21 protein-coding genes are annotated in these 23485 nt (G+C 70.4%); 10 read left to right on the forward strand and 11 right to left on the reverse strand.

Annotation, left to right across the window (positions count from 1 at the left end):
- Positions 1–27: 27 nt before the first annotated feature.
- The 6 genes from BXA11_RS38970 to BXA11_RS38995 form a co-directional block, all read right to left on the reverse strand.
- The gene (locus tag BXA11_RS38970) at positions 28–2433 is read right to left on the reverse strand and encodes a glycoside hydrolase family 2 protein (RefSeq protein ID WP_076442850.1); all 2406 of its coding nucleotides are present in this window, start codon (positions 2431–2433) and stop codon (positions 28–30) included.
- Positions 2430–3341: an ABC transporter ATP-binding protein gene (locus BXA11_RS38975; RefSeq protein ID WP_076442852.1), complete on the reverse strand. Its 912-nt coding sequence runs from the start codon at positions 3339–3341 to the stop codon at positions 2430–2432. The genes BXA11_RS38970 and BXA11_RS38975 overlap by 4 nt, the downstream gene beginning before the upstream one ends.
- Complete coding sequence (locus tag BXA11_RS38980; RefSeq protein ID WP_030508701.1) at positions 3342–4286, reverse strand: ABC transporter ATP-binding protein; 945 nt, start codon at positions 4284–4286, stop codon at positions 3342–3344.
- 1 nt (position 4287) lies between these two features.
- Positions 4288–5154: an ABC transporter permease gene (locus tag BXA11_RS38985; protein WP_076442854.1), complete on the reverse strand. Its 867-nt coding sequence runs from the start codon at positions 5152–5154 to the stop codon at positions 4288–4290.
- Positions 5151–6143 (reverse strand): ABC transporter permease, encoded by a 993-nt coding sequence (locus BXA11_RS38990; protein WP_076442856.1) that lies wholly within the window; start codon positions 6141–6143, stop codon positions 5151–5153. Before BXA11_RS38990 ends, BXA11_RS38985 begins: the two co-directional genes overlap by 4 nt.
- Positions 6144–6210: 67 nt before the next feature.
- On the reverse strand, positions 6211–7986 hold the full coding sequence (locus tag BXA11_RS38995) for an ABC transporter substrate-binding protein (RefSeq protein WP_030508698.1): 1776 nt from the start codon (positions 7984–7986) through the stop codon (positions 6211–6213).
- 201 nt (positions 7987–8187) lie between these two features.
- Here BXA11_RS38995 and BXA11_RS39000 point away from each other — a divergent pair, with 201 nt between their 5' ends.
- A complete protein-coding gene (locus BXA11_RS39000; RefSeq protein WP_076442858.1) occupies positions 8188–9201 on the forward strand; it encodes a LacI family DNA-binding transcriptional regulator in 1014 nt (337 codons plus the stop codon).
- Positions 9202–9216: 15 nt separating this feature from the next.
- Here the strand turns inward: BXA11_RS39000 and BXA11_RS39005 are convergent, their stop codons facing one another.
- The gene (locus BXA11_RS39005) at positions 9217–9780 is read right to left on the reverse strand and encodes a hypothetical protein (protein WP_204054086.1); all 564 of its coding nucleotides are present in this window, start codon (positions 9778–9780) and stop codon (positions 9217–9219) included.
- Between the two features lie 362 nt (positions 9781–10142).
- On the opposite strand from BXA11_RS39005, the gene BXA11_RS39010 reads away from it, so the two are divergent.
- A complete protein-coding gene (locus BXA11_RS39010) occupies positions 10143–11558 on the forward strand; it encodes an LCP family protein (RefSeq protein ID WP_076442860.1) in 1416 nt (471 codons plus the stop codon).
- 11 nt (positions 11559–11569) lie between these two features.
- On the opposite strand, the gene BXA11_RS39015 is transcribed toward BXA11_RS39010, so the two are convergent.
- Entirely contained in the window at positions 11570–12607 is a 1038-nt protein-coding gene (locus BXA11_RS39015) for a hypothetical protein (RefSeq protein WP_076442862.1), read from the reverse strand.
- Between the two features lie 226 nt (positions 12608–12833).
- On the opposite strand from BXA11_RS39015, the gene BXA11_RS39020 reads away from it, so the two are divergent.
- The 8 genes from BXA11_RS39020 (at position 12834) to BXA11_RS39055 (ending at position 19932) form a co-directional block, all read left to right on the forward strand.
- On the forward strand, positions 12834–13847 hold the full coding sequence (locus BXA11_RS39020) for a sulfate ABC transporter substrate-binding protein (protein ID WP_076442864.1): 1014 nt from the start codon (positions 12834–12836) through the stop codon (positions 13845–13847).
- Between the two features lie 19 nt (positions 13848–13866).
- Positions 13867–14679, forward strand: coding sequence for a sulfate ABC transporter permease subunit CysT (gene cysT, locus BXA11_RS39025; RefSeq protein WP_076442866.1), 813 nt, complete (start codon positions 13867–13869; stop codon positions 14677–14679).
- Positions 14672–15469, forward strand: a complete 798-nt coding sequence (locus BXA11_RS39030) for a sulfate ABC transporter permease subunit (protein ID WP_076442868.1) — start codon at positions 14672–14674, stop codon at positions 15467–15469. The genes cysT and BXA11_RS39030 overlap by 8 nt, the downstream gene beginning before the upstream one ends.
- The gene (locus BXA11_RS39035) at positions 15459–16421 is read left to right on the forward strand and encodes a sulfate/molybdate ABC transporter ATP-binding protein (protein WP_076442870.1); all 963 of its coding nucleotides are present in this window, start codon (positions 15459–15461) and stop codon (positions 16419–16421) included. The genes BXA11_RS39030 and BXA11_RS39035 overlap by 11 nt, the downstream gene beginning before the upstream one ends.
- A 41-nt stretch (positions 16422–16462) precedes the next feature.
- Positions 16463–16855: an RrF2 family transcriptional regulator gene (locus tag BXA11_RS39040; RefSeq protein ID WP_036406946.1), complete on the forward strand. Its 393-nt coding sequence runs from the start codon at positions 16463–16465 to the stop codon at positions 16853–16855.
- A 63-nt stretch (positions 16856–16918) separates the two neighbouring features.
- Positions 16919–18427, forward strand: a complete 1509-nt coding sequence (locus tag BXA11_RS39045; RefSeq protein WP_076442872.1) for a serine/threonine-protein kinase — start codon at positions 16919–16921, stop codon at positions 18425–18427.
- Positions 18428–18510: 83 nt separating this feature from the next.
- Positions 18511–19449 (forward strand): ATP-binding protein, encoded by a 939-nt coding sequence (locus BXA11_RS39050; RefSeq protein ID WP_076442888.1) that lies wholly within the window; start codon positions 18511–18513, stop codon positions 19447–19449.
- 96 nt (positions 19450–19545) lie between these two features.
- Complete coding sequence (locus BXA11_RS39055; protein WP_076442874.1) at positions 19546–19932, forward strand: SCO5389 family protein; 387 nt, start codon at positions 19546–19548, stop codon at positions 19930–19932.
- A gap of 51 nt (positions 19933–19983) precedes the next feature.
- Here the strand turns inward: BXA11_RS39055 and BXA11_RS39060 are convergent, their stop codons facing one another.
- From BXA11_RS39060 to BXA11_RS39070, 3 genes are all read right to left on the reverse strand, one after another.
- Positions 19984–20997: an LLM class flavin-dependent oxidoreductase gene (locus tag BXA11_RS39060; protein WP_076442876.1), complete on the reverse strand. Its 1014-nt coding sequence runs from the start codon at positions 20995–20997 to the stop codon at positions 19984–19986.
- Between the two features lie 16 nt (positions 20998–21013).
- Positions 21014–21772 carry a glucose 1-dehydrogenase gene (locus tag BXA11_RS39065; RefSeq protein WP_076442878.1) on the reverse strand — a complete coding sequence of 253 codons (759 nt, stop codon included), beginning with the start codon at positions 21770–21772 and terminating at the stop codon, positions 21014–21016.
- A gap of 93 nt (positions 21773–21865) precedes the next feature.
- Positions 21866–23485, reverse strand: a 1620-nt coding sequence (locus tag BXA11_RS39070) for an HNH endonuclease signature motif containing protein (RefSeq protein WP_143734779.1), incomplete at its 5' end; no start/stop codon positions are given.

Raw genomic sequence — 23485 nt, forward strand, 5'->3', positions numbered from 1 at the left:
TTCGGGCGTCAAGGGGGGGTTCCGAGACTAACGGGGTTCGTTGACGCATCGGAGCACGGGGTGACGCACGAGCGCGCCGGGGTCCACCTCGCCGCCGGTGACGTGGAAGACCGCGGTCTCCCCCGGCAGCAGCGTGACGAGCTGGTCGTCCACGGTCGCGCGAGGATCGAGCCGGTCGGGGAAGATCGCCAGCTCGCGCACGATCGTCCGCGCGGTCACCCGCACCCGCAGCCCGCCCTCGATCTCCTCGACCACCGTGTCCATCTCCGCCGGCGGGTAGTCCATGGCCGGGTCCTCACTCGGGAACCGCAGGGCGCGTACGTCGTCGAGGGTGGCCACCAGCACCTCGCCCGCCGGATGTCCTGCCCACGCGCCTCCCTCGGGCAGCTTGACGGACGCCGTGCCCCGCGCCGGGACCGACACGTCGAAGCGCTCCTTGGCGAGGATCTCCCCCGCCAGGGTGAGCCGGTCGACGGCGAGCTCGCCCGACCACGGCTCGTCGGTGTCGTTGACGACCGCCAGCGTGCCGCCCTGGTCGCCCTGGAAGGTCAGCAACCGGTCGGCGTACGCGCGGCGCAGCGCGTACCACAGCGGCTTGCGCCGGCCGCCGCCGTCCACGGCCGCCCAGGAGGTGACCGGCCAGCAGTCGTTGAGCTGCCACACGATCGTGCCCATGCAGTGGGGCGCGAGCGCCCGGAACCGCTCGATGCCGAACGCCATCGCCCTGGCCTGGTTGAGCTGGGTGTAGTAGTGCCAGTCGTCGAACCCGTCCGGCCGGGGCAGGTGCTCGCCGAGGCCGCGCAGCAGTTTGAGGTCGCCGTCGATCGCCTTCTGGTGGTGGGCCACGCCCGGGGAGACCGGCGTCAGCGGGTCGTCGGACACCGCGGCGCGCAGCGTCGCGTACGTGGGCGGGCCCTGGAAGCCGAACTCGGCCACGAACCGCGGCGTGTAGGTCGCGTAGTGGGTGTAGTCGTGGGTGTTCCAGACCGTCCAGATGTGGACCGTGCCCTTGGCCGGGTCGTTCGGCGGCAGGTCCGGGGATCCGGAGTAGGGGCTGCCCGGCCAGTAGGGCCGGCTCGGGTCGAGCTCGGCGACGACCCGGGGAAGCAGGTCGTAGTAGAAGCCGCCGCCCCAGCTGCGTCCCTCCAGCTTCTCCTGCCAGCCCCAGTCGGCGTGGCCCTCGATGTTCTCGTTGTTGCCGCACCACAGCACGAGACTGGCGTGGCGGGCCAGGCGGGCGACGTGCTCGCGGGCCTCCGCCTCCACCTCCGCGGCGAAGCGGCCCTCCTCCGGGTATGCCGCGCACGCGAACGGGAAGTCCTGCCAGACGAGCAGGCCCATCTCGTCGGCGAGGTCGTAGAAGTCCTCGCTCTCGTATCTGCCGCCGCCCCACACCCGCAGGCAGTTGGCGCCCGCGGCGGCCGCCTGGGCGAACCGCTCGGCGAGGCGCTCCCGGGTGATCCGGCTGGGGAAGCAGTCGTCGGGGATCCAGTTGAAGCCCTTGACGAAGACGGGCTTGCCGTTGACCACAAAGGTGAACGCGTCATCGGTCCGGTCCAGCTCGACCGACCGGAATCCGATCCTGCCCGTCCACTCCTGGTCCTCCAGCCGGACCACGAGGTCGTACAGGGGCTGCTCGCCGTACCCGCGCGGCCACCACAGGTCGGGGTCCGGCACGGCCAGCGTGACGACCGTCCGCCGCTGCCCGGCTGCGACGGTGACGCTCTCGGTCACGCCCGCGACCGACGCCGAGAGGGTGAGGGGCCGCTCGGCGGCGCGCTCGACCGCGACGTACACCTCGACCGTGCCGTCCGCCGCGGCGAGGGGGCGCACCTCGGCGATGCGGGCGGTGCTCCAGGTCTCGATGCCGATGGGCCGCCAGATCCCGGCGGTGACCACCGTCGGTCCCCAGTCCCAGCCGAAGTTGCAGGCCATCTTCCTGATGAACTGGTACGGCTCGGCGTACGCGCCGGGGCGGTCGCCGAGGGCCGCCCTCTGCGCCTCCGCGTACCCGTACGGCGGGTCGAACAGGATCTTGAGCGTGTTCTCGCCCTCGCTCAGCAGGTGCCGCACGGGGAACCGGTACGACCGGTGCATGTTGGCCGTCGTGCCGATCTCGACGCCGTTGAGCACGAGCGTGGCGGCCGTGTCGAGCCCCTCGCAGACGAGGTCCGCCCGGTCGTCGTCGGCGCCGTCCCCCGCTGACTCCCACACGAAGATGGTCTCGTACGACCATGCCGTACGGCCGATCCAGGTCAGCCGGTCCTCGTTGTCGTCCAGGTACGGATCCTCGATCAGCCCGGCGGCGAGCAGGTCGGTGTGGACGCAACCGGGAACGGCCGCGGGCAGTCCCGCGACCACCGGCCGGAGCTGCCCGGTCGACGACACGGCGGTGACGGTCCACCCGTCGTGCAGGGGACGGTACGAGCTCACGCTTTCTCCTTATCGGCGCACGCCACATAGTGATCACTGTCGATCTCGGCCAGCCCGGGGCGGGTCCGGCTCTCCTGCGGCGCCTCGTGGTACGCGCACGGCACGTCCTCGACGGCGTCCGTCATCTCGGCGTCCGTCCACTTGGCGTGCAGCCGGGGGACCGAGGCCAGCAGCGAGCGCGTGTAGGGATGAGCGGGGCTGCCGAAGACGAGGTCCGTCCGGCCCATCTCCACGATCTTCCCGTGCCGCAGCACCACGGTCCTGTCGCTGACGTAGTTGCCGAGCGACAGGTCGTGCGTGACGAACAGGATGCCGAGGCCGCGCGCCCGCAGGTCGGCGAGCAGGTTGAGCACGTCGATGCGGGTCGACGCGTCGAGCATGCTGATGATCTCGTCGGCGACCAGCAGCCGGATGTCGAGGAGCACCGCCCGGGCGATCAGCATGCGCTGGAGCTGCCCGCCGCTGAGCTGATGGGGATACTTGCCGAGCACGTTGCCGGGGTCGAGCCGCACGCTCTCCAGCGCGCCCTCCACGCGCTTTCGCCACTCGTCCGCGCCGGCCCTGGGGAAGTACTGCTCCTTGATCATCGCGAACACGCGGTCGGCGCGGAAGACGGGGTTGTAGCAGCTGAAGGGGTCCTGGAAGACGCCCTGCACCTGCCGGTAGTACTCCTTGCGGTCCTTGATCGAGGTGATGTCCCTGCCGTCCAGGGTGATCGTGCCGCCGCTGACGGACGCCAGGCGCAGGATCATCCGGCCGAGCGTGCTCTTGCCGCTGCCGCTCTCCCCGATGAGCGAGACCACCTCCCCCTCGCCGACCTCGAAGCTCACGTCGGAGACGGCCTTCAGCTCGCGCCCGCCGAACGCGCCGACGCGGTAGACCTTGGACACACCGTCGAGCTTGAGCATCTATTCGGCCTTCCAGCAGGCGACGAGGTGGCCCGGGGCCACCTCGGCGAACGGCGGCTGCTCGGCGCACTGGTCGAACGCGAGCGGGCAGCGGTCCCTGAACCGGCATCCCCCGGGCGGCTTGAGCAGGGACGGCGGACTGCCGGGGATCCCCGCCAGCCGGCGGTCCTCGTAGCGCACCCCCACCTCGGGCAGCGCGGAGACGAGCTGCTGGGTGTACGGATGCCTCGGGGCGGTGACGAGCACGTCGGCCGGGGCCTTCTCCGCCAGCCGCCCGGCGTACATCACCATGATCGAGTCGGCGATCTGGTAGACGAGCGAGATGTCGTGGGTGACCACCATCATGCTCGTGACGAGGCCGCGGTCGCGGAACCCGAGCAGCGTCGTGGCCACGGCCTTCTGGCTCGACACGTCGAGCGCGGAGGTGACCTCGTCGGCGATCAGCAGCGAGGGGTTCAGCAGCGTGGAGACCACCATGACCACCCGCTGCTTCATGCCGCCGGACAGCTCGATCGGATAGCGGTCGAGCACGTCCTTCGACAGGCCCACCAGCTCCAGCCGCCGCTCCAGCTCGGCCCGGTCCGGCCGCTCGCCGCGCGAGTCCAGCAGCTCGCCGACCATCCTGCCGATCTTCCTGGTCGGGTTGAGCGCGCTCATCGAATACTGCGGGATGAGCGACACCTTCCGGAAGCGGAACTCGTCCATCGCGTCGTCGTCCGACAGCGGCATCGCGGCGCCGTCCAGCTCGACGGTGCCGCCGACGTGCCGCATGCGGCCGTCCAGGCGGATGAGGCTCTTGGCGAGCGTGGACTTGCCCGAGCCGGACTCCCCGGCCAGGCCCATGATCTCGCCGTCGGCGACGGAGAACGTGACGCCGTCGAGCGCCTTCACCTCGCCGCGCAGCGTCCGGTAGTAGACCCGGAGGTCGGTGACATTCAGCGCCACGTCACATCTCCCTCAGCTTCGGGTTGAACACCTCGTCCAGCCCGACGTTCATGACGTAGAGCGCGCCGACGATCGCCGTGATGCCGGCGCCCGGAGGGATGAACCACCACCACAGGCCGAGCTGCAGCGCGCTCCACCGCGCGGCGTTGTTGAGCATCAGGCCGAGCGAGACCCCCTCGGTGGGTCCGAGGCCGATGAAGTCGAGCGAGGCGGCGATCAGGATCGCGCTGCCGAACAGCAGGATGAACGTCAGGAACAGGTACGAGCTCATGTTGGGCGCGATCTCCCGGAGGATGATCCTCGGGGTGCGCACCCCGCTCAGCCGGGCGAGGTCGACGAAGTCGCGCGAGCGCAGCGAGAACGTCTGCGCCCTGATCGCCCGCGCCGCCCACGGCCACGAGGTCAGCCCGATGAACAGCGCCTGCACGCCGATGCTGCGCACCCCCAGGTAGGCGTTGACGATCAGCAGCACGACCAGCGCGGGCAGCACGAGCACGATGTTGGTGAGCATGGTGAGCAGTTCGTCGACCCACCCGCCGCGGTAGCCCGCGACGAACCCCACGACCATGCCGACGGCCGCCGCCAGCACGCCACCGAGCACGCCCACGAGGAACGTGGCGCGCAGGCCGTACAGGAACTGGGCGAAGACGTCCTGGCCGAAGGTGGTCGTGCCGAACCAGAACTCCCCCGACGGCGCGGCCATGGGCGGCCCGACGTAGTCGTTCGGTCCGTGGTCGAACATCAGCGGCCCTGCCAGGCCGGCCACGAGGAACACGAGGATGACGACCGTGCCGGCGACCAGCTTGCGGTTGCGCAGCGCGAAGTGCAGCGCCTCGTATCTCACACCGCTTCTCTCAGCGCTACTCACGCCGCTTCCCCCATCCCGGTCCTGGTGCGCGGGTCCACCAGGACGTACGCGACGTCGATGACGAAGTTGGCGATCAGCACACCGATGACGATGAACAGGAAGGTGCCCTGCAGCAGGAAGAAGTCCTGGTTCTGGATGGCCTGGAGGATCAGGTGCCCCAGCCCGGGGTAACTGAAGACGATTTCGGTGACCAGCGCGCCGGCCACGAGCACGCCGAGTTGCAGGGCCAGGCCGGTCACCTGGGGCAGGATCGCGTTCCTGAAGGCGTAGCGCCGCACCAGCCGCGCCGGAGCGCCGAGGGCCCGCAGGTAGTTGACGTAGTCCGCCTCAAGCTCGTAGATGATCATGTTGCGCATGCCGATGGCCCAGCCGCCGAACGCGACCAGGAACAGCGAGGCGAACGGGAGGAACCAGTGCTCGGCGAGGCTGCCGACGAACCCCCACGACAGGGACGGCTGCAGGTCGAAGCCGTACGCCCCGGCGACCGGGAACACGCCCGCGACGATGCCGAGCGCCCAGGCCAGCAGGATCGCCAGCCACATGTACGGGGTGGCGGTCAGCACGTAGCCGACGGGAAGCACGGTGTTGTCGAGCCACTTGCGCCGCGCGGCGAACGCGCCGAACCGGTTGCCCGCGAACCAGCTCAGCAGGATGGACGGGATCAGCAGGCCCAGCGTGTACGGGACCGCCCGGATGATGACGTCGGACACCGGCGTGGGGAACAGCCAGATGCTGATGCCGAGGTCGCCCCTCAGCAGCGCGCCCCAGAAGTTGAGGTACTGCTGCCACAGCGGCAGGTCGAAGCCGAACATCGCGGTGTAGTGCGCCCGCATGGCCTCGACGGCCGCCGGCTGTGCGACGTTGGCCCGCGAGAGCATGCTCTGCACGGGGTCGCCCGGCATGAACCGCGGGATCATCCAGTTGATGGTCACGGCCACAAAGAACGTCAGGCCGTAGATGAGAAGTTTTCTGCCGAAATAGCGGCGCAATTCGACCTCCCGGTCGCGGAACGGCGCCCCCCTCCCGTACGCAGGGTGGAAGGGGGGCGCGAGAAGATCAGCCTCCGGAGGCCGGCTGGAGCTCGGTGAGCATGAGCGTGCCGCCCATCTCCAGCCAGTTGCGCCACACCGTCGGCGGGTACTTCGGCGCGTCCGCCGCGCTGGTGGGCCAGTTCTTCCAGGTCGAGTCGGTGGTCTGCGACCACAGGCCGTTGTACCAGAGCGGGACGACCGGCATGTCCCCGAGCTGGATCTTCTGCAGCTCCGAGGTGATCTTCTTCATGCCCTCGACGTCCTCGGGCTTGACCTGGTCGAGCTGCTGCGTGAGCTCCCACGCCCGCTTGTTCTCGTACCGGCCGAAGTTCGTCGTGCTCTGCAGCTTCTGCACCGGCAGCCGGAACAGGTAGTCGTAGTACAGCCAGGGCGTGTTCGCGAGCTGCTTGTCGTTGTTGAGGACGAGGTCGAACTTGCCCTGGTTGCGCACGTCGACGAGCGCGTTGTAGTCGGGGAAGTCGGCCTCGATGTCGATGCCGGCGGCCTTGGCGCTGGAGCTGATGACCCGGGCCGCCTCCATCCAGTCGGTCCACCCCGCGGGCACGATCAGCTTCAGCGAGATCTTGGCGCCGCTCGGCGACTCCACCAGCCCGTCGCCGTTGCGGTCCTTGTAGCCAGCGTCGGCGAGCAGCTGCTTGGCCTTGTCCGGGTTGTAGGAGAAGCCGAGCGCCGAGGTGACGTTCTTGTCGACGTACTTGTCCCACTGCGGCAGCAGGCCGGACGGGTCGGACGCCTTGACCAGGTTGCCGTAGACGCCCTCGACGATCTTCTTGGTGTCGATGGCGTAGGCGACCGCCTTGCGGAACTCCTTGTCGTCCATCGGCTTCTTCGCCGTATTGAACCACATCCAGGTGGTGTTCGCCGGCAGCATGTACGGCGGCTGGTCGTAGTAGGTCTTGATGCCGAAGCTGCCCTTGACCAGGTTCGCGATGCCCGGCAGGAAGTTGTTGCTGAGGTCGAGGCCCTTCTGCAGCAGCAGGCCCATCGCGACCTCGTTGCTGGAGTTGACGATGTCGACGATGTACTTGGGCTTCACGTCCTTGTTCAGCGCCTTCGTCGCCCACCAGCCGTCGCGCTTGACCCAGACCATGCGGTCCTGGTCGTGCGACTGGTAGGCGTACGGGCCGGTGCCGACGGGCTTCTCGTTGACCCCGTTCATCACCTCGTCCTCGGACCGCCCCTCCCACAGATGCTTGGGGACGATGGCCCGGCTGTAGAGGTGGTTGGCCCACTCCTGGTAGTTGGCCGTGGCGAAGGTGAACTTGATCGTGTAGTCGTCGACCTTCTCGGCGCTCTTCATCCAGTCCCAGAGCGGGTGGTAGGGGACGGTCTCCATCTTGCCGAGCTCGAACGTGAAGATGACGTCGTCGGCCGTGAACGGCTTGCCGTCCGACCAGGTGATGCCCTTGCGCAGCTTGAGCGTGTATTCCAGCTCTCCGGTCCAGTCGCCGCTCTCGGCCAGCCAGGGCGTGAACTTGTCGGTGTTCGGGTCGTACATGAAAAGCGTCTCGTAGACCAGGCCCTTGGTGCCGGTGGCGAAATCCCATTCGCGCAGCGGATTCCAGTTCGCGGGCGGTCCCCACTGGGTGCCGCTGGTGTAGAGGGTCTCGTTGCGGGGGAAGGCCCCGCCGCTGCCGCCCGCGGGCGCGGCAGCGCCGCCTCCCGCCGCGCCGTCTCCCGCCGGGCCCGTCGGCGTGGACGACCCACCGCCTCCCGAACATGCCGCGCTCAACAGGCCGGCCGCCAGCACCGGTATAAGAAACCGCGTTCGGTTTCGCATGGTGACTCTCCTTCCCCCACGCGACACCGCGCGGGGTCCGCACTACCGCCAGGCCCCGATGATGTTCGGCTCGCAATTGCTGAACCGGATAAGTACCGAGACCGTAAAATCAGCATGTATCTGGTGTCAATAGGAAGAAGATGGAGGCAAAGTAACGGTAGTAAGGTGAGGGCCACTGGACCGGTTCAGTCGAGGGGACACGTGAGAAGACCGACCATCGCGGACATCGCACGGCAGGCGGGGGTCTCCAAGGGCGCGGTCTCGTACGCCCTGAACGGCCAGCCAGGAGTGTCGGAAGCCACCAGGGCCCGCATCCTGGCCATCGCGAACGAGATCGGCTGGCGCCCGAACATCGCGGCCAGGGCGCTCAACGGCGCCCGGGCGCACGCCGTGGGCCTCGCCCTGTGCCGGCCCGCCCGGTTCCTCGGCGTCGAGCCGTTCTTCATGGAGCTGATCAGCGGCATCGAGGCGGAGCTGTCCTCCCGCTCCTACGCGCTGCTGCTCCAGGTGGTCGGCGACCACGAGGCCGAGATGGGCGTCTACCGCCGCTGGTGGGGAGAGGGCCGGGTGGACGGCGCGATCCTCGTCGACCTCCACCTCGACGACCCCCGCGTGCCGCAGGTGGAGGAGATGGGCATGCCCGTCGTCGTCCTCGGGCACCCCTCGGCCGCCGGATCGCTCGTGCCGGTCTGGGCCGACGACCGCGCGGCCGTACGCGAGACGGTGGAGTATCTCGTCGCGCTCGGGCACCGGCGGATCGCCCGCGTCGCCGGGCTGCCCCGGCTGTCGCACACGGCGATCCGCGACCGGGCGTTCGACGAGGTCTGCGCGGGCCTCGGGCTGGACGCCTGCCCGATCGTGCACACCGACTACACGGGCGAGGAGGGCGCGCGGGCCACGCGGCGGCTGCTCAGCTCATCCGAGCGGCCCACGGCGATCGTCTTCGACAACGACATCATGGCCGTGGCCGGCCTGTCGGTCGCGCAGGAGATGCGGCTCGACGTACCGGCCGGCCTGTCCGTCGTCGCCTGGGACGACTCCCCGCTCTGCCAGGTCGTCCGACCGCCGCTGACCGTGCTCACCCGCGACATCCCGGCGTACGGCGCGCACGCGGCCCAGCGGCTGCTCGCGCTGATCGACGGCGCGGAGACCAGGCCGCTGGAGGACGAGGCCCCGCGCCTGACCACCCGCGGCAGCACGGCGCCGCCCGCCTAGTCTCCAGCGTCGTCCCTAAACATCCACGAGAATCTCGAAGCGCCCGGCCATGGCCTCGAACAGGGGCAGGTCCTCCTCCGGCACGGTCGACCAGCAGCCCAGGCAGAAGCCGACGTCACCGTCCATGGCCATGTATTCGCGGATGGACAGGGCTCGGCCGGCGTCGCGCTTCACGCCGCTCAGCAGCGCACCGTCGCGTTCGCCGAGCCGGGCGGGGACGATCTCGATGTCCGCGAAGCCCAGGCTCTCCAGTGAGCTTCGCGCGATCTCCGCCATCTCGGCCGAAGTGCGGCCGGGCCTGACGGGCTGGCGGAAGACGATGGCGCCGTGCCGGCGATCGGAGTGATCTCCATATCTGGCGGTCTCCCAAGGACTGTTCTTCGTGTTCGGCGGCCGCTCGTGCCAGCCCTGCGGGACGTGGACGGCGTAGGCGAAGTCCGGCCGCTCGATGCGCTTCCACTGCACGCGATGCTCCTCGGCGTCGACGCGTCGCAGGTGCCTGAGAGCAGCCGTGTAGGACTCGCCGGTGCGGCGGGCGCGCTCGCGGACACGCCGTTTGAAGTGCTTGTTCGCTGTCATCAGGCCCTCGACGACCACGGAGGCCCCACCCCCGGCGAAGAGCCCGTGGCGGGCGGATGACCAGCGATCCGAGGAAAGGGATCCCCTTTGCCTCCGCCGGGCGGCCCTGCCGGGGAGGGCCGAGGGAGGTTGGGCGTTGGATCGACGCCGCCATCAGGATCGCCGACCCTCAAGCGACTGTCAAGGGAGGTCAGACCTGCGTGGGGAGCGCGAACCCGCGGACGGCTCTGGTCAACGCTTACAGGACGGTTATCGGGTTTGAAAGGTGACGTTCAGGAGAGATCGCTACACTTGGCCCCGTTTGCCGCTACTGGCTCTCGACCTGGTGAGAAACACCTGGTCCGACCCTCAGGAGCACGACAGTGGGTCACGTCGACGTCCGTCCCGCCCCCCCGGTGGAGGACCTCCCGGCGCCGCCGCAACGGACGCCGCCCAAATGGCGGCCGTGGCTATGGGTCACGCTGTCGGGAGCGCTGGGCGTGCTCACCGGTGCCGCCACCTTCGCCGTCGGCGGGTACGTCAAGCTGAGCGGCAACGTCAAGCACGAGACGGTGACCCAGAAGGATCTCGGGGGCGAGGCACGCCCGCAGAAGATCAGCAAGGCGCTCAACGTGCTGATCGTCGGCTCGGACCAGCGCAACGGCGCCAACGCCAAATACGGCAAGTTCCCCGGCGAGCGCACCGACACGATCATCGTGGCGCACATCTCCCCGAACCGGGACGGCGCGGTGCTGATCAGCTTCCCACGCGACTCACTCGTCCGCCTCCCCGCCTGCCCGGCCAGGGGCAACCTGCCGGGTCAGCGCCCGCACGTCGGGATGATCAACGAGTCGTTCAACTCCGGCGGCATCGCCTGCACCTGGAAGACGATCGAGGGCCTCACCGACATCCACATCGACCACTTCGTGAAGGTGGACTTCACCGGCTTCAAGACGATGGTGAACGCGCTGGGCGGCGTGCAGGTCTGCCTGCCGCAGGCCGTCCACGACAAGAAGGCGCTGCTCGACCTGCCCGCGGGCAGGCAGACCCTCAAGGGCGAGCAGGCACTGGGGTACGTCCGCGCCCGCTACTCGCTCGGCGACGGCTCCGACATCGGACGGATCCAGCGCCAGCAGATGTTCCTCGCCTCGATGGCCAAGAAGGCCATGAGCGGCGAGACGCTGACCAACCCCGCGACGCTGTTCGGGTTCCTCGACGCGGCGACCAAGTCGATCACCACCGACCCCGACCTCACGATCGGCGTGATGAAGGACCTCGCGACGAGCGCGGAGGGCCTGACCGCGGGGCAGATCCGCTTCGTCACCACCCCCTGGCGCTACTCGATCACCAACCCCGGCCGGGTGGAGTGGGTGGAGCCGCAGGCCCAGCGGCTGTTCAAGATGGTCGCCGCCGACCAGATCGCCAAGAACGTCAAGAGCGGCGAGCAGAAGATCCCCAAGTCGCAGATCCACATCGTGGTCCGCAACGGCAGCGGGCAGCAGGGACTCGGCACCCAGGTGGCCGCGGAGCTGGAGCAGCGCGGCTACCACATCGTCAAGGTCGAGCAGGCGCCCAGGCCGTACGCCAAGACCGTCGTCGCGTACTCGGGGAACGGCGAGAGCCGTGCGTCCAGGCTGTTCCGCGAACTCAAGAAGTCGCGGTCCCACCTGGTGCGCACGGGAACCACGCAGACCCTCATCCTGGGGATCGGGGCCGACTGGCAGGGGATGAAGCCCCCCAAGACGCTCGACGACGTGGAGGGCTTCGACGCCACTCAGGACAGCTGCACGGCCTCCTGAGCCGCTGGCCGCTAGCCGAAGAGCCAGCCGAACAGACCGCCGCCCCGGCCCGACGACTCCTGCGTGGGGGCGGGCGCGCTGGTCGGCTGCTCGGTGGCCGGATCGGCGGTGGGGGCCGTGGCCGCCTGGTCCCCGGACCCACCGGTGTTCGTTCCCGAGGTCTGCCCGCCCGACCGCTCGCCGGCGGACGACCGCTCGTTCGTGTCGACCGACACCCGGGACCGCGACGGGCGCTGGGCGTCGTCGCCCTGGGAGCCGGTGTCCTGCGCGTGCGACCGGGACGAGTTGCGCGTGGGCGCGGACGACGCGGTAGGCGCCGAGGTCCCGGACGTTCCCGGCCGGGTGCGTGCGGGCTGTGCCGTGGGAGCGTCGGTCGGCGCCGTCGCGGTGGGTTCGTCGACGGGCTCGTCAGTGGGCTCGTCGGTGGGCAGCGCGTCGGACTCCCCGCCCGTGGCGTCGCCGTCGGGCGCCGGCGAGACCGGCGCCGTGGCGGCCGTCCCCGCCTTGGCGGTGCAGTTCGCCCCGCCCTCGCACTCCGCCCCGTCGGGCTGCCCGACCCACAGCGCCAGCGCCCAGATCGCGCCCAGGACGCCGACGGCGATCAGCCCGGTGCGCAGCAGCATCCCGCCGCGCCCCGAACGCTCGTCGTCGTCCTCGTCCAAGTCCGGGGCGCTGCGCCAGCCGGAGCCGAGGAAACCGCGCGGATCGGTGTCCCCGTCGCGCATCATCTCCCCGTCGCGCATCAGTTCCCCGTCGCGCATCATCTCCTCGTCGCCCACCGGTCCCTCGGACCGGAACCGTGGGGTGCGTCCGGCGGCGTAGTCGTCCTGGTCGGCGTGGTCGGCGGGGGTCTGCGCCGGATGGTCCGGCTGCCAGTCCTCTGACAACACGTCGCCCTGCTCGCCCGGCGCGCCGGCGAGAGCGTGCTCGTCCTGCTCCTCGGACCAGAACCGGTCTCCCTCCCCGCCGTACTGGCCTTCGCCCGTGATGTACGGCCGGAGGTAGGAGCCGTCCTGCTCGTAGGCGTCCTCGGTGACCGGGTCGCGCATGAAGGTCCTTCCTCAGAGAGCTTTTGGGTCATGTCCCAATAGCGAACGTTCCTAGCACTGGTCGACACGTCTTGTCTGGAAATTTCACAACAATCACTGGAAGCAGATTTGTCACGTACGCCACAAACCCAGGAAACCCATCGGGCTTGACGGGAATCCTGGAACGGTCTTTAATATCGACTAATCCGACTGACTTGGTAGGAATCTCCGGAATAGAGGAACAGGCATGACAGTGCGCAGGCTCGGGGCCATCGCAGCCGCCGTCGTGGCGACGACCACCCTGGTCACCGCCTGCGGGGGAGACAACGCCGGCGGGGGCGACGGCGGAGGCAAGGTGCAGTTGGCGCTGGTCGCCTACTCGACCCCCCAGGCGGCGTTCGAGGACGTCATCAAGGCCTTCCAGAAGACGCCCGAGGGCAAGAACGTCACCTTCACCCAGTCGTACGGCGCGTCCGGCGACCAGAGCCGCGCCGTGGCGAACGGCCTCAAGGCGGACATCGTCGAGTTCTCCCTGGAGACCGACATCACCCGGCTGGTGAAGGCCGGCATCGTGGCCGAGGACTGGAACTCGGGCCCCACCAAGGGGATGCTCACCAAGTCCGTCGTCGTCATCGGCACCCGCAAGGGCAACCCGAAGGGCATCAAGACCTGGGACGACCTCGTCAAGCCGGGGATCGAGGTGCTCACCCCGAACCCCTTCACCTCCGGCGCCGCCCGCTGGAACCTCCTCGCGGGCTACGGCGCCAAGTCGAACAAGGGCGCCGACCAGGCGGCCGGGCTCACCTACCTCGACGCGCTCCTCAAGAACGTGCCGGTCCAGGACGACAGCGGCCGCAAGGCGCTGCAGACCTTCGCCGGCGGCAAGGGCGACGCGCTCCTCACGTACGAGAACGAGGCCATCTTCGCCCAGCAGAACGGCCAGGAGCTGGAGTACACCATTCCGGACGCGACGCTCCTCATCGAGAACCCCGTGGCCGTGACGAAGACCAGCGCCCACCCCAAGGAGGCCCAGGCCTTCCTCACGTACCTCTACTCCACCGAAGCCCAGACGATCTTCGCGAAGAACGGCTACCGCCCGGTGATCGACGGTGTCACCGGCTTCGACTGGCAGACCCCGCCGCAGCTGTTCACGATCCAGGACCTCGGCGGCTGGGACAAGATCACGACCGAGTTCTTCGACCCCAAGGCCGGCAAGGTCGCGGAGATCGAGCGCAAGCTCGGCGTGGCCACCGAGAAGTGACGCGAGAAGTGACGCGAAGATGACCGCGATCACCGTACGTCCGGCCCGGCGCCTGGCCGGCGGCACCGCCGCCGGCCTCGGCGTCGCCGTCCTGTACCTGAGCCTGATCGTGCTGATCCCGCTGGCCGCCGTCGTCTGGCGCTCGGCCGACGAGGGGCCGGGGTACTTCTGGCGCTCGGTCACCACCCCCGACGCCTGGGCGGCGCTCACGCTGACCATCGGCGCCTCCGCGCTCGTCGCCCTGATCAACCTGGTCATGGGCACGGCGATCGCCTGGGTGCTGGTCCGCGACCGCTTCCCCGGCCGGGCGGTGCTCGACACGATCATCGACCTGCCGTTCGCGCTGCCGACCATCGTCGCCGGCCTCGTCCTGCTCGCGCTGTACGGCCCGCAGTCCCCGCTCGGGATCAACCTGGCCTACAGCAGGGCCGGAGTCGTGCTGGCGCTGCTGTTCGTCACACTGCCGTTCGTCGTCCGCACGGTGCAGCCGGTCCTGCTGGAGCTCGACGCGGAGATGGAGCAGGCGGCGGCCTCCCTCGGCGCGGGCCCGTTCCAGATCTTCCGCCGGGTCATCCTGCCGAACCTGATCCCCGCGATGCTGTCCGGCACCGCCCTCGCCTTCACCCGGGCGATCGCCGAGTTCGGCTCGACCGTGCTCATCTCGGGCAACCTGCCGTTCAAGACACAGGTCGCGGCGGTGAACATCTTCAGCCAGATCGAGGGCGACAACACCACCGGCGCGGCGGCGATCTCGACGGTCCTGCTCGTGGTGGCCCTGGTCGCGCTGATCTCGCTCGACGTCCTGCAGCGCTGGGGGAGCCGCCGTGGCTAAGCACGTCCTGCGCCTGGTCGCCGTCGCCTACGTCCTGTTCCTGCTGGTCCTGCCCGTGATGCTGATCATCTGGCGGACCTTCGGCGACGGGCTGGCGCCGTTCGCCGAGGCCCTGACCTCCCCGTCGGCCCTGCACGCCTTCAAAGTCACGCTGACGGTCGCCGGCTGGGCGGTCGTGGCCAACACGGTCTTCGGGGTCGGCACCGCGCTCCTGCTCGTCCGGCACGAGTTCCCCGGAAAGCGGCTGCTGGGGGCGTTCATCGACCTGCCGATGGCCGTCTCGCCGGTCGTCGTCGGGCTCGCGCTCATCCTCGTGTACGGCCGGTTCTCCCCCTTCGGCGGCCTGCTGGAGAGCTGGGGAATCCAGGTGATCTTCTCCACTCCCGGCATGGTGCTGGCCACCGTGTTCGTGGCGCTGCCGCTCGTCGTACGGGCCGTCGTTCCGGTCCTGGAGGAGCTCGGCGACGAGCAGGAGCAGGCGGCGCACACGCTGGGGGCGAGCCGCCTCCAGACGTTCCTCCGCATCACGCTCCCCGGCATCCGCTGGGCCCTCGGCTACGGCATCGTGCTCTGCCTGGCCCGTTCGCTCGGCGAGTACGGCGCGGTCGCGGTGGTATCCGGCCGCCTCGTGGACCAGACCCAGACGCTGACGCTGTTCGTGGAGGAGCGGTTCCAGAACTTCGACCAGCCGGCCGCGTTCGCCGCCGCCACGGCCCTCGCCCTGATCGCCGTGGTCACCCTGCTGCTCACCAAGCTCCTGCGCCCGAAGGATCGCATCGATGGCAATTGAGGTACGCGACGTGAACAAGTCGTTCGGGACGACGCCCGTCCTGCACGACGTGTCGCTGGACGTCGCCGCGGGGTCGCTCACCGCCCTGCTCGGCCCGAGCGGCGGGGGGAAGTCGACGCTGCTGCGGGTGATCGCCGGCCTGGAGCGGCCCGACACCGGCACGGTGCGGATCTCCGGCGTCGACGCCACCCGGCTGTCCCCGCAACGGCGGGGCGTCGGCTTCGTGTTCCAGCACTACGCCGCCTTCAAGCACCTCTCGGTCTTCCGCAACGTGGCCTTCGGACTGGAGATCCGCAAGCGGCCCAAGGACGAGATCCGCAAACGCGTCATGGAGCTGCTGGAGCTGGTCCACCTGGAGAAACTGGCCGACCGCTACCCGTCCCAGCTGTCGGGCGGCCAGCGCCAGCGCATGGCCCTGGCCCGGGCCCTCGCGGTGGAGCCCCAGGTGCTGCTGCTGGACGAACCGTTCGGCGCCCTCGACGCGCAGGTGCGCAAGGAACTGCGGACGTGGCTGCGGCGGCTGCACGACGAGGTCCACGTGACCACGGTGTTCGTCACCCACGACCAGGAGGAGGCCATCGAGGTCGCCGACACGATCGTGGTGCTGGCCGGGGGCGAGGTCGTGCAGACCGGCAGCCCCGGCGAGGTGTACGACAACCCGGCCAACCCGTTCGTGATGCGCTTCCTGGGCCCGGTCACCGAGATCGGCGGCAGCCTGGTCCGCCCGCACGACATCGAGATCAGCCCGGGCCCCGTCGAAGGCGCCTCGCCCGCCGTGGTCTCCCGCGTCGTACGGCTCGGCTTCGAGGTGCGCGTGGAGGTGGAGATCGGCGGGCAGGAGGCCTGGGTCCAGGTGACGCGGGAGCAGGCCGACCGGCTCGGTCTCGGGCCGGGCGACACCGTGCACGTCCGGCCCGCGCCGGGCGCCCGATCCCTGGTGCTCGCGCTGTGACGGACACAGCGACGGACGCTGTTATGGACGCTGTGTGAGACATGCGGCTATCCGTACGGACCCAGTACGCCCTGCGCGCCGCCGCCGAACTGGCCGCGGCGGCGCCGGGACCGGTCCCGGCCGAGCGGATCGCGGCCGCCCAGCGCATTCCCCGGCGGTTTCTCGACAACATCCTGCTGCAGATGCGGCGGGCCGGCCTCATCCACAGCCAGCGCGGGCCCGACGGCGGCTACTGGCTGGCCCGGCCCGCCGAGCAGATCACGCTCGCCGACGTCGTCCTCATCATGGAGGGGACGCCCCCGGACAACGAGGGCTTCCACGGGGTCGCGGAGCCCCTCGGCGACGTCTGGACGGCGCTGCGCGACCACGAGCATGCGACGCTCACCGAGGTCACGCTCGCCCACATCGCTACCGGTTCACTTCCACCCCTCTGATCCCGATAGTTATGGAAGACTCCACATTCAGGTGGAACGTGCCGGGGCGTAGAGGCAGGCGGGATGGGTACTGCTGGGCAGCTCATCGTCGGGCGATACCGGCTGGTCCGCGCCCTCGGCCACGGCCGCTCCGGGCTGATGTGGGAGGGCCGCGACACGCTGCTCGACCGGCCCGTCGCGATCCGCGAGGTCCTGCTGCCCCCGAACCTGAGCGAGACCGCGCGGTTACGGCTCGTCCAGCGGATCTCCCGTGACGCCCGCCAGGCCGAGCGGCTGCGCCACCCCCACATCGCCGCCGTCTACGACGTCGTCGACGAGGACGGCGCCCTCTACGTCGTGACGGAGCTGGTCCCCTCGCGCTCGCTCGACGGGGTGGTCTCCGGCGACGGACCGCTGCCCCCGGCCGAGGCCGCGCGGATCGCCCGCACGGTGCTGTCCGCGCTCACGCACGCCCACGCCGCCGGCGTACGGCACGGCGACGTCCGGCCCGCCAACGTGCTCCTCGCGCACGACGGACGGGTGGTGCTCGCCGATTTCGGCGTGTCGATTCCCGGACCCGCCGGCTCTCTCACCGATCGTGGCGCCGAGACCTACCTCGCCCCGGAACGGGCCGGCGGCGGGCCGCGCACGGTCGCCGCCGACCTGTGGTCGCTGGGCGCCACCCTCCACACCGCCGCCACCGGCAGACCGCCCGCGGTTCAGGGGCCGTCGGAGGAGGTGCCCGGCGAACTGCGCGCGGTGCTCGCCGGGCTGCTGGCCCGGGAGCCCAGGCGGCGGATCGACGCGGAGACCGCCGACCGTCTGCTCGCCGAGATCGAACCGCCCGCCCCATCTCGGCCCGTACGCCACCGCCCCGGCCGTGCTCGTCGCATCACCGGAATCGCGGCGGCCGTGCTCGTCGCCTGCGCGGTGGGAGGCTGGGCGGTCGGGGGCTGGGCTGTCGGGGGGTGGGCGGGGCTGCGTCCCGGCGAGGACAACCGGGCCCAGGCGGCCGCCTCTCGCGGGGCATCGGCCCCGGTCTCCCCGTCGGGCACCCCGTCGGTCTCGGTCTCGGCATCGGCATCGGCGTCCGGGCCGCCCGCGCGGCGGCTGAAGCTGAAGTGGCACACGTCCGACGCCGGCTGGCGGGCCGGTGTGCCCCGCGGCTGGACACGCGAGGACGGGCCGTACTCGACCTCGTGGCGCTCGCACGACGGCGAGGCGGTGTTCACGGTCGAGGTGACCGCGCAGCGCGGCACCGATCCCCTGGCGGCGCTCGGCGAGGCGGAGGAGATTCTCCGCCCGGACGCCGGGACTTATCGCAAACTGCGCCTCCGGACCGTGACCGGCGAGCACGGCGCGTCCGCCGACTGGGAGTTCACCTGGACCCCGCGCAAGGCCTCGCCACGGGACCACCTGGCCAGGGGAGTGAAGTATCACCAGTACCGCCGGGTGATCTCCACGGACACGACGACGAGCGTGCTCACCTGGACCACCCCCGCCGCCGGCTGGGACGCCCTGCGGCCCACGCTCGTCAAGGTGCTCGCGCTCTTCCAGCCTCCGTCGGCCGTCCCGACGCCTTCCGCGGCCTGAAATCCACCCGCGCGCTCCTCTGCTGTGTCATGATTACGCACAGTGAAAGTGACAACGGTTTTCATTCCTGATCGGGGGCCGTGATGCGAGTGGCGTTCGTCGGCAAGGGCGGCAGCGGCAAGACCACGCTGTCGTCGCTGTTCGTGAGGTACGCGACGCGGAGAGGGCCGGTCGTCGCGATCGACGCCGACATCAACCAGCACCTCGGCCTGGTCCTGGGGGTGGACCCGGCTGAGCACCCGCCGCCACTGGGCGGGATGCTGACCGAGATCAAGGACTACCTGCGCGGCGACAATCCTTTGATCCGCGACGCGGCGTCCATGGTCAAGACGACCCCGCCGGGGCGCGGATCGCGGCTGGTCCGCCTCGGAGACCCGTTCTTCCCCTCCTGCTCCGTCGAGGGCGTCTCGCTCATGGTCACCGGCCCGTTCGAGGAGGACGACCTCGGCGTCGCCTGCTACCACTCGAAGCTGGGCGCGGTGGAGCTCTACCTCAACCACCTGGTCGACGGCCCCGGCGAGTACGTCGTGGTGGACATGACCGCGGGGGCCGACTCCTTCGCCTCCGGGTTGTTCACCCGTTTCGACCTCACCTTCCTGGTGGCCGAGCCGACCCGTCAGGGGGTGAGCGTCTACCGGCAGTACCGCGACCACGCCGCCGGGTTCGACGTCGCGATCGCCGTCCTGGGCAACAAAGTCCACTCGCCGGAAGACGTCGACTTCCTCCGCGAGCACGTCGGCGACGACCTGCTGACCTGGTTCGGCCACTCCCCCGCCATCCGCGGCATGGAGCAGGGCCGGCCCTTCGCGCTCGACGACCTGGAGCCCGCCGCCCACCACGCGCTCGCCACCATGCTCGACCGCCTCGACGGGCAGCCCAAGGACTGGCCGAAGTTCGGCAGGCAGGCCGCGGAGTTCCACATCAGGAACGCCCATGCGTGGGCCAACCGGGCGACAGGAGAGGACCTGGTCGCGCAGATCGACCCCGGTTTCGTGTACGGCCCCGCCGTCGCCGCCTCATGAACGTGTCGCCTCCGCGCCAGATGGAGGACCACGGTGTTCGATCTACCGTCAACTGCGTCCCCGCTCTCTGAGCAGACGCCGAGAGGAGAACAGCTCATGTCGCTGTCCGTGTCCAACGACCTGCTCGACCAGGCCCGTACCGGTGAGGTGGACGACGCGGCCTTCGTCGCCTGTGTCCGCGACTCGCTGCCGTACGCCTGGGCGACGATCACCACACTGGTCGAGCGGCGGGACCGGTCCGGCGCCGACTTCGCCGACAACCAGGTGCCGCCGCCCGACGAGACCGCTCGCGGTCAGTTGCTGCGCTGCCTGGCCAGCGACGCGATGCGCGGCGCCCTCGAAAGGCACTTCGGCGTACGGCTGGCCTTCCAGAACTGCCACCGCGTCGCGGTGTTCCGCCCCGATGCCACCGAGGCGTACCGGGAGTTCGTCACTCCCCGCGCGCAGATCCTGAACCAGAGCCCCGAACTGGTCGACTGCTGATCCTGCCGGTTCGATCGGGCTGTCTTATCGGGCTGGGGGCGGCGATCCGTTTCACGCCGCCCCCGGTCTCAGCGCTCGCACGGCCGGAAGCACCTCCGCGCCGAGGCGTGCGATGTTCTCCAGCGTCCGCGCACGGTCTCCGGCGCCCTCGACCATCAGGATGAGATGCCGCAGCCCGGTCCGCGCCGCCGTGGTCATGATTTTTTCCACGCAGTGCTCCGCCGAGCCCACCGGGTGGATCCGGCACAGCAGGTCCACGTACTCCGCGATGTCCCGTCGCGGCGGCGGCCGGCCGTCCACGGGCACATACCCGGCCAGCCCCGGCCCGAGCCAGCGCGGCAGCGACTCCCGCATCTCCCGTACGGCCTGCTCGGTGGTGTCCGCCACGTAGCCGAGCGCGGCCCCGATGTGCGCCGCGCCGACGATCGCCGCCAGGCCTGTCGCGTACGACTCGTAGGCGGCGATCGTCTCCGTCTTCTCGTCGTCGCCGACATGCATGCCGAGGAGCATGGGCAGTCCCCGTTCCGCGGCGAGCCGGACCGTGCCGTCCGACGTGCAGGCGACGACCGGCGTCATCCGGGCCTGCGGGACCATCGAGACCTCCCTGAACCGGAAGAACTCGCCCTCCGCCGCCACCGGGCCGCCGTTCAGTGCCGTGCACAGCAGATCGAGCGATTCCGGGAAACCCCGCTCGAACCTCGCCGTACCGGTCCCGAAGACCTCCAGTTCCAGCCACGGCCCACCACGCCCCACACCGAGCCGGAACCTCCCGTCCGACACGTGGTGGAGGATCGCCGCCTGCTCCGCCAACGCGACCGGATGCTGGGCGGACAGCACGCTGACCGCCGTCCCGACCGTGATCCGCGAGGTCCGGCCCAGCGCCACGGCCGCCAGCGTCACCGCCGACGGGCAGACGCCGTACGACATGAAGTGGTGCTCGGCGATCCAGGCGTCGTCGAACCCGGCCCGTTCGGCGGCCTCGATCGCCTCCGTCGTGCCGCGCAGCACGTCCCCCGGCGCCATACCCGGGAAGCCCGCCGCGACCAGGAAGACGCCGATCCTCATGCTCGCGGCCGCGTCCTTACCGAGGGCCACCGTTGACGTAGAGCGTCTGGCCGGTGACGTACGACGCGTCGTCGGAGGCGAAGAACGCCACCACGGACGCGACCTCGGTCGGCTGGCCGACCCGCCGCAACGGCACCCCCTGCGCGACCGCGGCCTGGTGTTCCTCCGGCGTCGCCCCCAGTCGGACGGCCGTCGCCTCGGTCATCGGCGTCGCGACGTACCCCGGCGCGACGGCGTTCACCCGCACGCCGAACGGGCCCAGCTCGATCGCCATGGTCGCGGTGAGCCCCTGGATGCCCGCCTTGGCCGCCGCGTAGTTGGCCTGGCCCCGGTTTCCCAGCGCCGACCTGCTCGACAGGTTGACGATCGCTCCCGACCGCTGCTCCACCATGTGCTTCTGGACGGCCCGGCTCACGAGGAAGACGCTCTTGAGGTTCACGTCGACGACCTTGTCCCAGTCTTCCTCCGACATGCGGAACAGCAGGTTGTCGCGGGTCAGCCCGGCGTTGTTCACGAGCACGTCGATCCGCCCGAACTCGGCCATCACCCCCGGCACCAGCGCCTCTACCTGAGCGCTGTCAGAGACGTCGCAGCCGAACGCGACCGCTCTGCCCCCGGTGACGGTGATCTCGTCCACGATCGAGACGCACCGGTCCGCGGTGAGGTCCACGCAGGCCACCGCCGCGCCCTCGGCAGCCAGCCGGCGTGCGATCGCCGCACCGATACCCCGCGCCGCACCGGTGACCACCGCGAACTTCCCCGTGAACCGTGACATCGCCCGCCTCCTCCCCTCGATTCGATCACAGCAACTTGCTCCGAGTCATCCTCCCGGCCGTGTCGCAGCACAGCAGGCATGGGCACTGCCCGCCTAAACCCGTAGCCGTGTGGCTCCGAGACGGTGGTAGGTGAAGGTCCAGCGGTCGGTGCCGGTTCGGCGGCGGGTGTAGCGGTGGGGGTGCTGGTAGCGGTCGCGGTTGTGGAACTGGCACGCCGGGCCCAGCAGCTTCAGGTCGGTGAGGCCGCCGGTGCTCCAGTTGTCCGCGTGGTCGATCTGGCACATGGTCGCCGGGAGCGGGCAGCCGTCGATCCAGCAGGTGGCGTAGCGGGCGAAGATCGCTCGTCGTTGGGCGGGGGTGGCCAGGCGGACCTTGCGGCCCATGTCGAGCACCTGCCCCTCGGCGTCCATGACCAGCCGCACCAGGGTGCTGGTGCGGGCCAGGCGGTGCACGCTGGTGACGGGCAGCATCTGCCCGGTCGCCAGCAACAACCCCGGCACCGTCCCCAACGCCATCCCCAGCAACGCCCCCGGCGCCGTCCCGAACAATGCCCCCGGCGCCGTCCCCGGTGACGCTCCCTGCCCCGGCGTTCCCGCTGTTCCCGGTGCCTGCGTCGCACACGAACACCGCCCCGCGCCGCCGCACCGGCACGCGCCCTGCCCATGCCAGCAGTCCCCCGCAGACCGAGGCCCGGCGTGGGTGTGATGCAAGAAGGCGTCCTCGGGAGGAGGATCGGGCCGCTCTGCATCCGAAGGCGCTGTGCCCGGGGGTGCTGTGTTCGAGGGTGTTCTGTTCGAAGGCGCTGCGTGCAAAGGCCCGCCACCGTCAGCAGGCCATGCTGACCCGCGCCGCCTGGCGTGCGTTGCCCCAGTCTGTGTCCCGGCACGGCCGCGGTCGTCGCCCTCGGCAGAGGCGGAGTTCGCGGCGTCGCTCGGCTCGCACTCACCGGCCCGGTGCTCACCAGTCCCGCGCTTACAGGGTGCGCGCCTACCGGTCCCACGCTCGGAGGTTCCGTGCTCACCCGCCCCGCGCTCGTCGGGCCCTGGCTGGCGAGACTCCTCATCGCGGGGACCGGCGGAAGCGCGGTCGGCGCTTCCGGCACCGGCGTCGCTCCCCGCACCGGCATCTGCCTCGTCCTCGCCAGTGTCGAGGTCGTCCGGCTCGTCCGGGTCGTCGGTGCCGCCCGCGTGACCGGGGTCGCCCGTCGCGCCGGGGACGGTGTCGTCGGCCTCGCTGGGGCCGTCGGTGCTTCCGGCGTGGTCAGGGTCGGCGGGGTGCTCGGTGGTGGCGGCCTCACCCACGGCAGAGCCGCTGGTGTCCTCGGGGTGGTCGGTGGTGGGGTCGGTGGGGAGGGATTCGGCGTTGACCAGGACCAGGAGTTCGGTGGCGATCTTCTGCTCCAGCAGGGCGATGAGGGCATCGGCCTGACGCACGCTCAGCGGCCGGTCATCGCCCTCCGCCCGCGGTTTGGCGTAGGCGTCCAGCAGGGCCCGTAGCCGGGCTGCCGCCTCACGCGGCAGGGAGAACTCCCCCTCCAGGCCGCCGCCCCGCCCGGGACGCACCCGCAGGAACCGCCGCCCGTACTCGGCCCGCTCATCACGGTCCTCCCCATCAGGATCCAGCACCGCCCGCAGATAACGCCCGGCCTTGGCCACCTCCGCCGCGCCCGCTTTGGTTGCGAGCTCCAGCAGGATCGGCTCGGCCACACCGGC

The organism is Microbispora rosea (assembly GCF_900156315.1).
In the GTDB taxonomy this organism is placed as follows: domain Bacteria; phylum Actinomycetota; class Actinomycetes; order Streptosporangiales; family Streptosporangiaceae; genus Microbispora; species Microbispora rosea.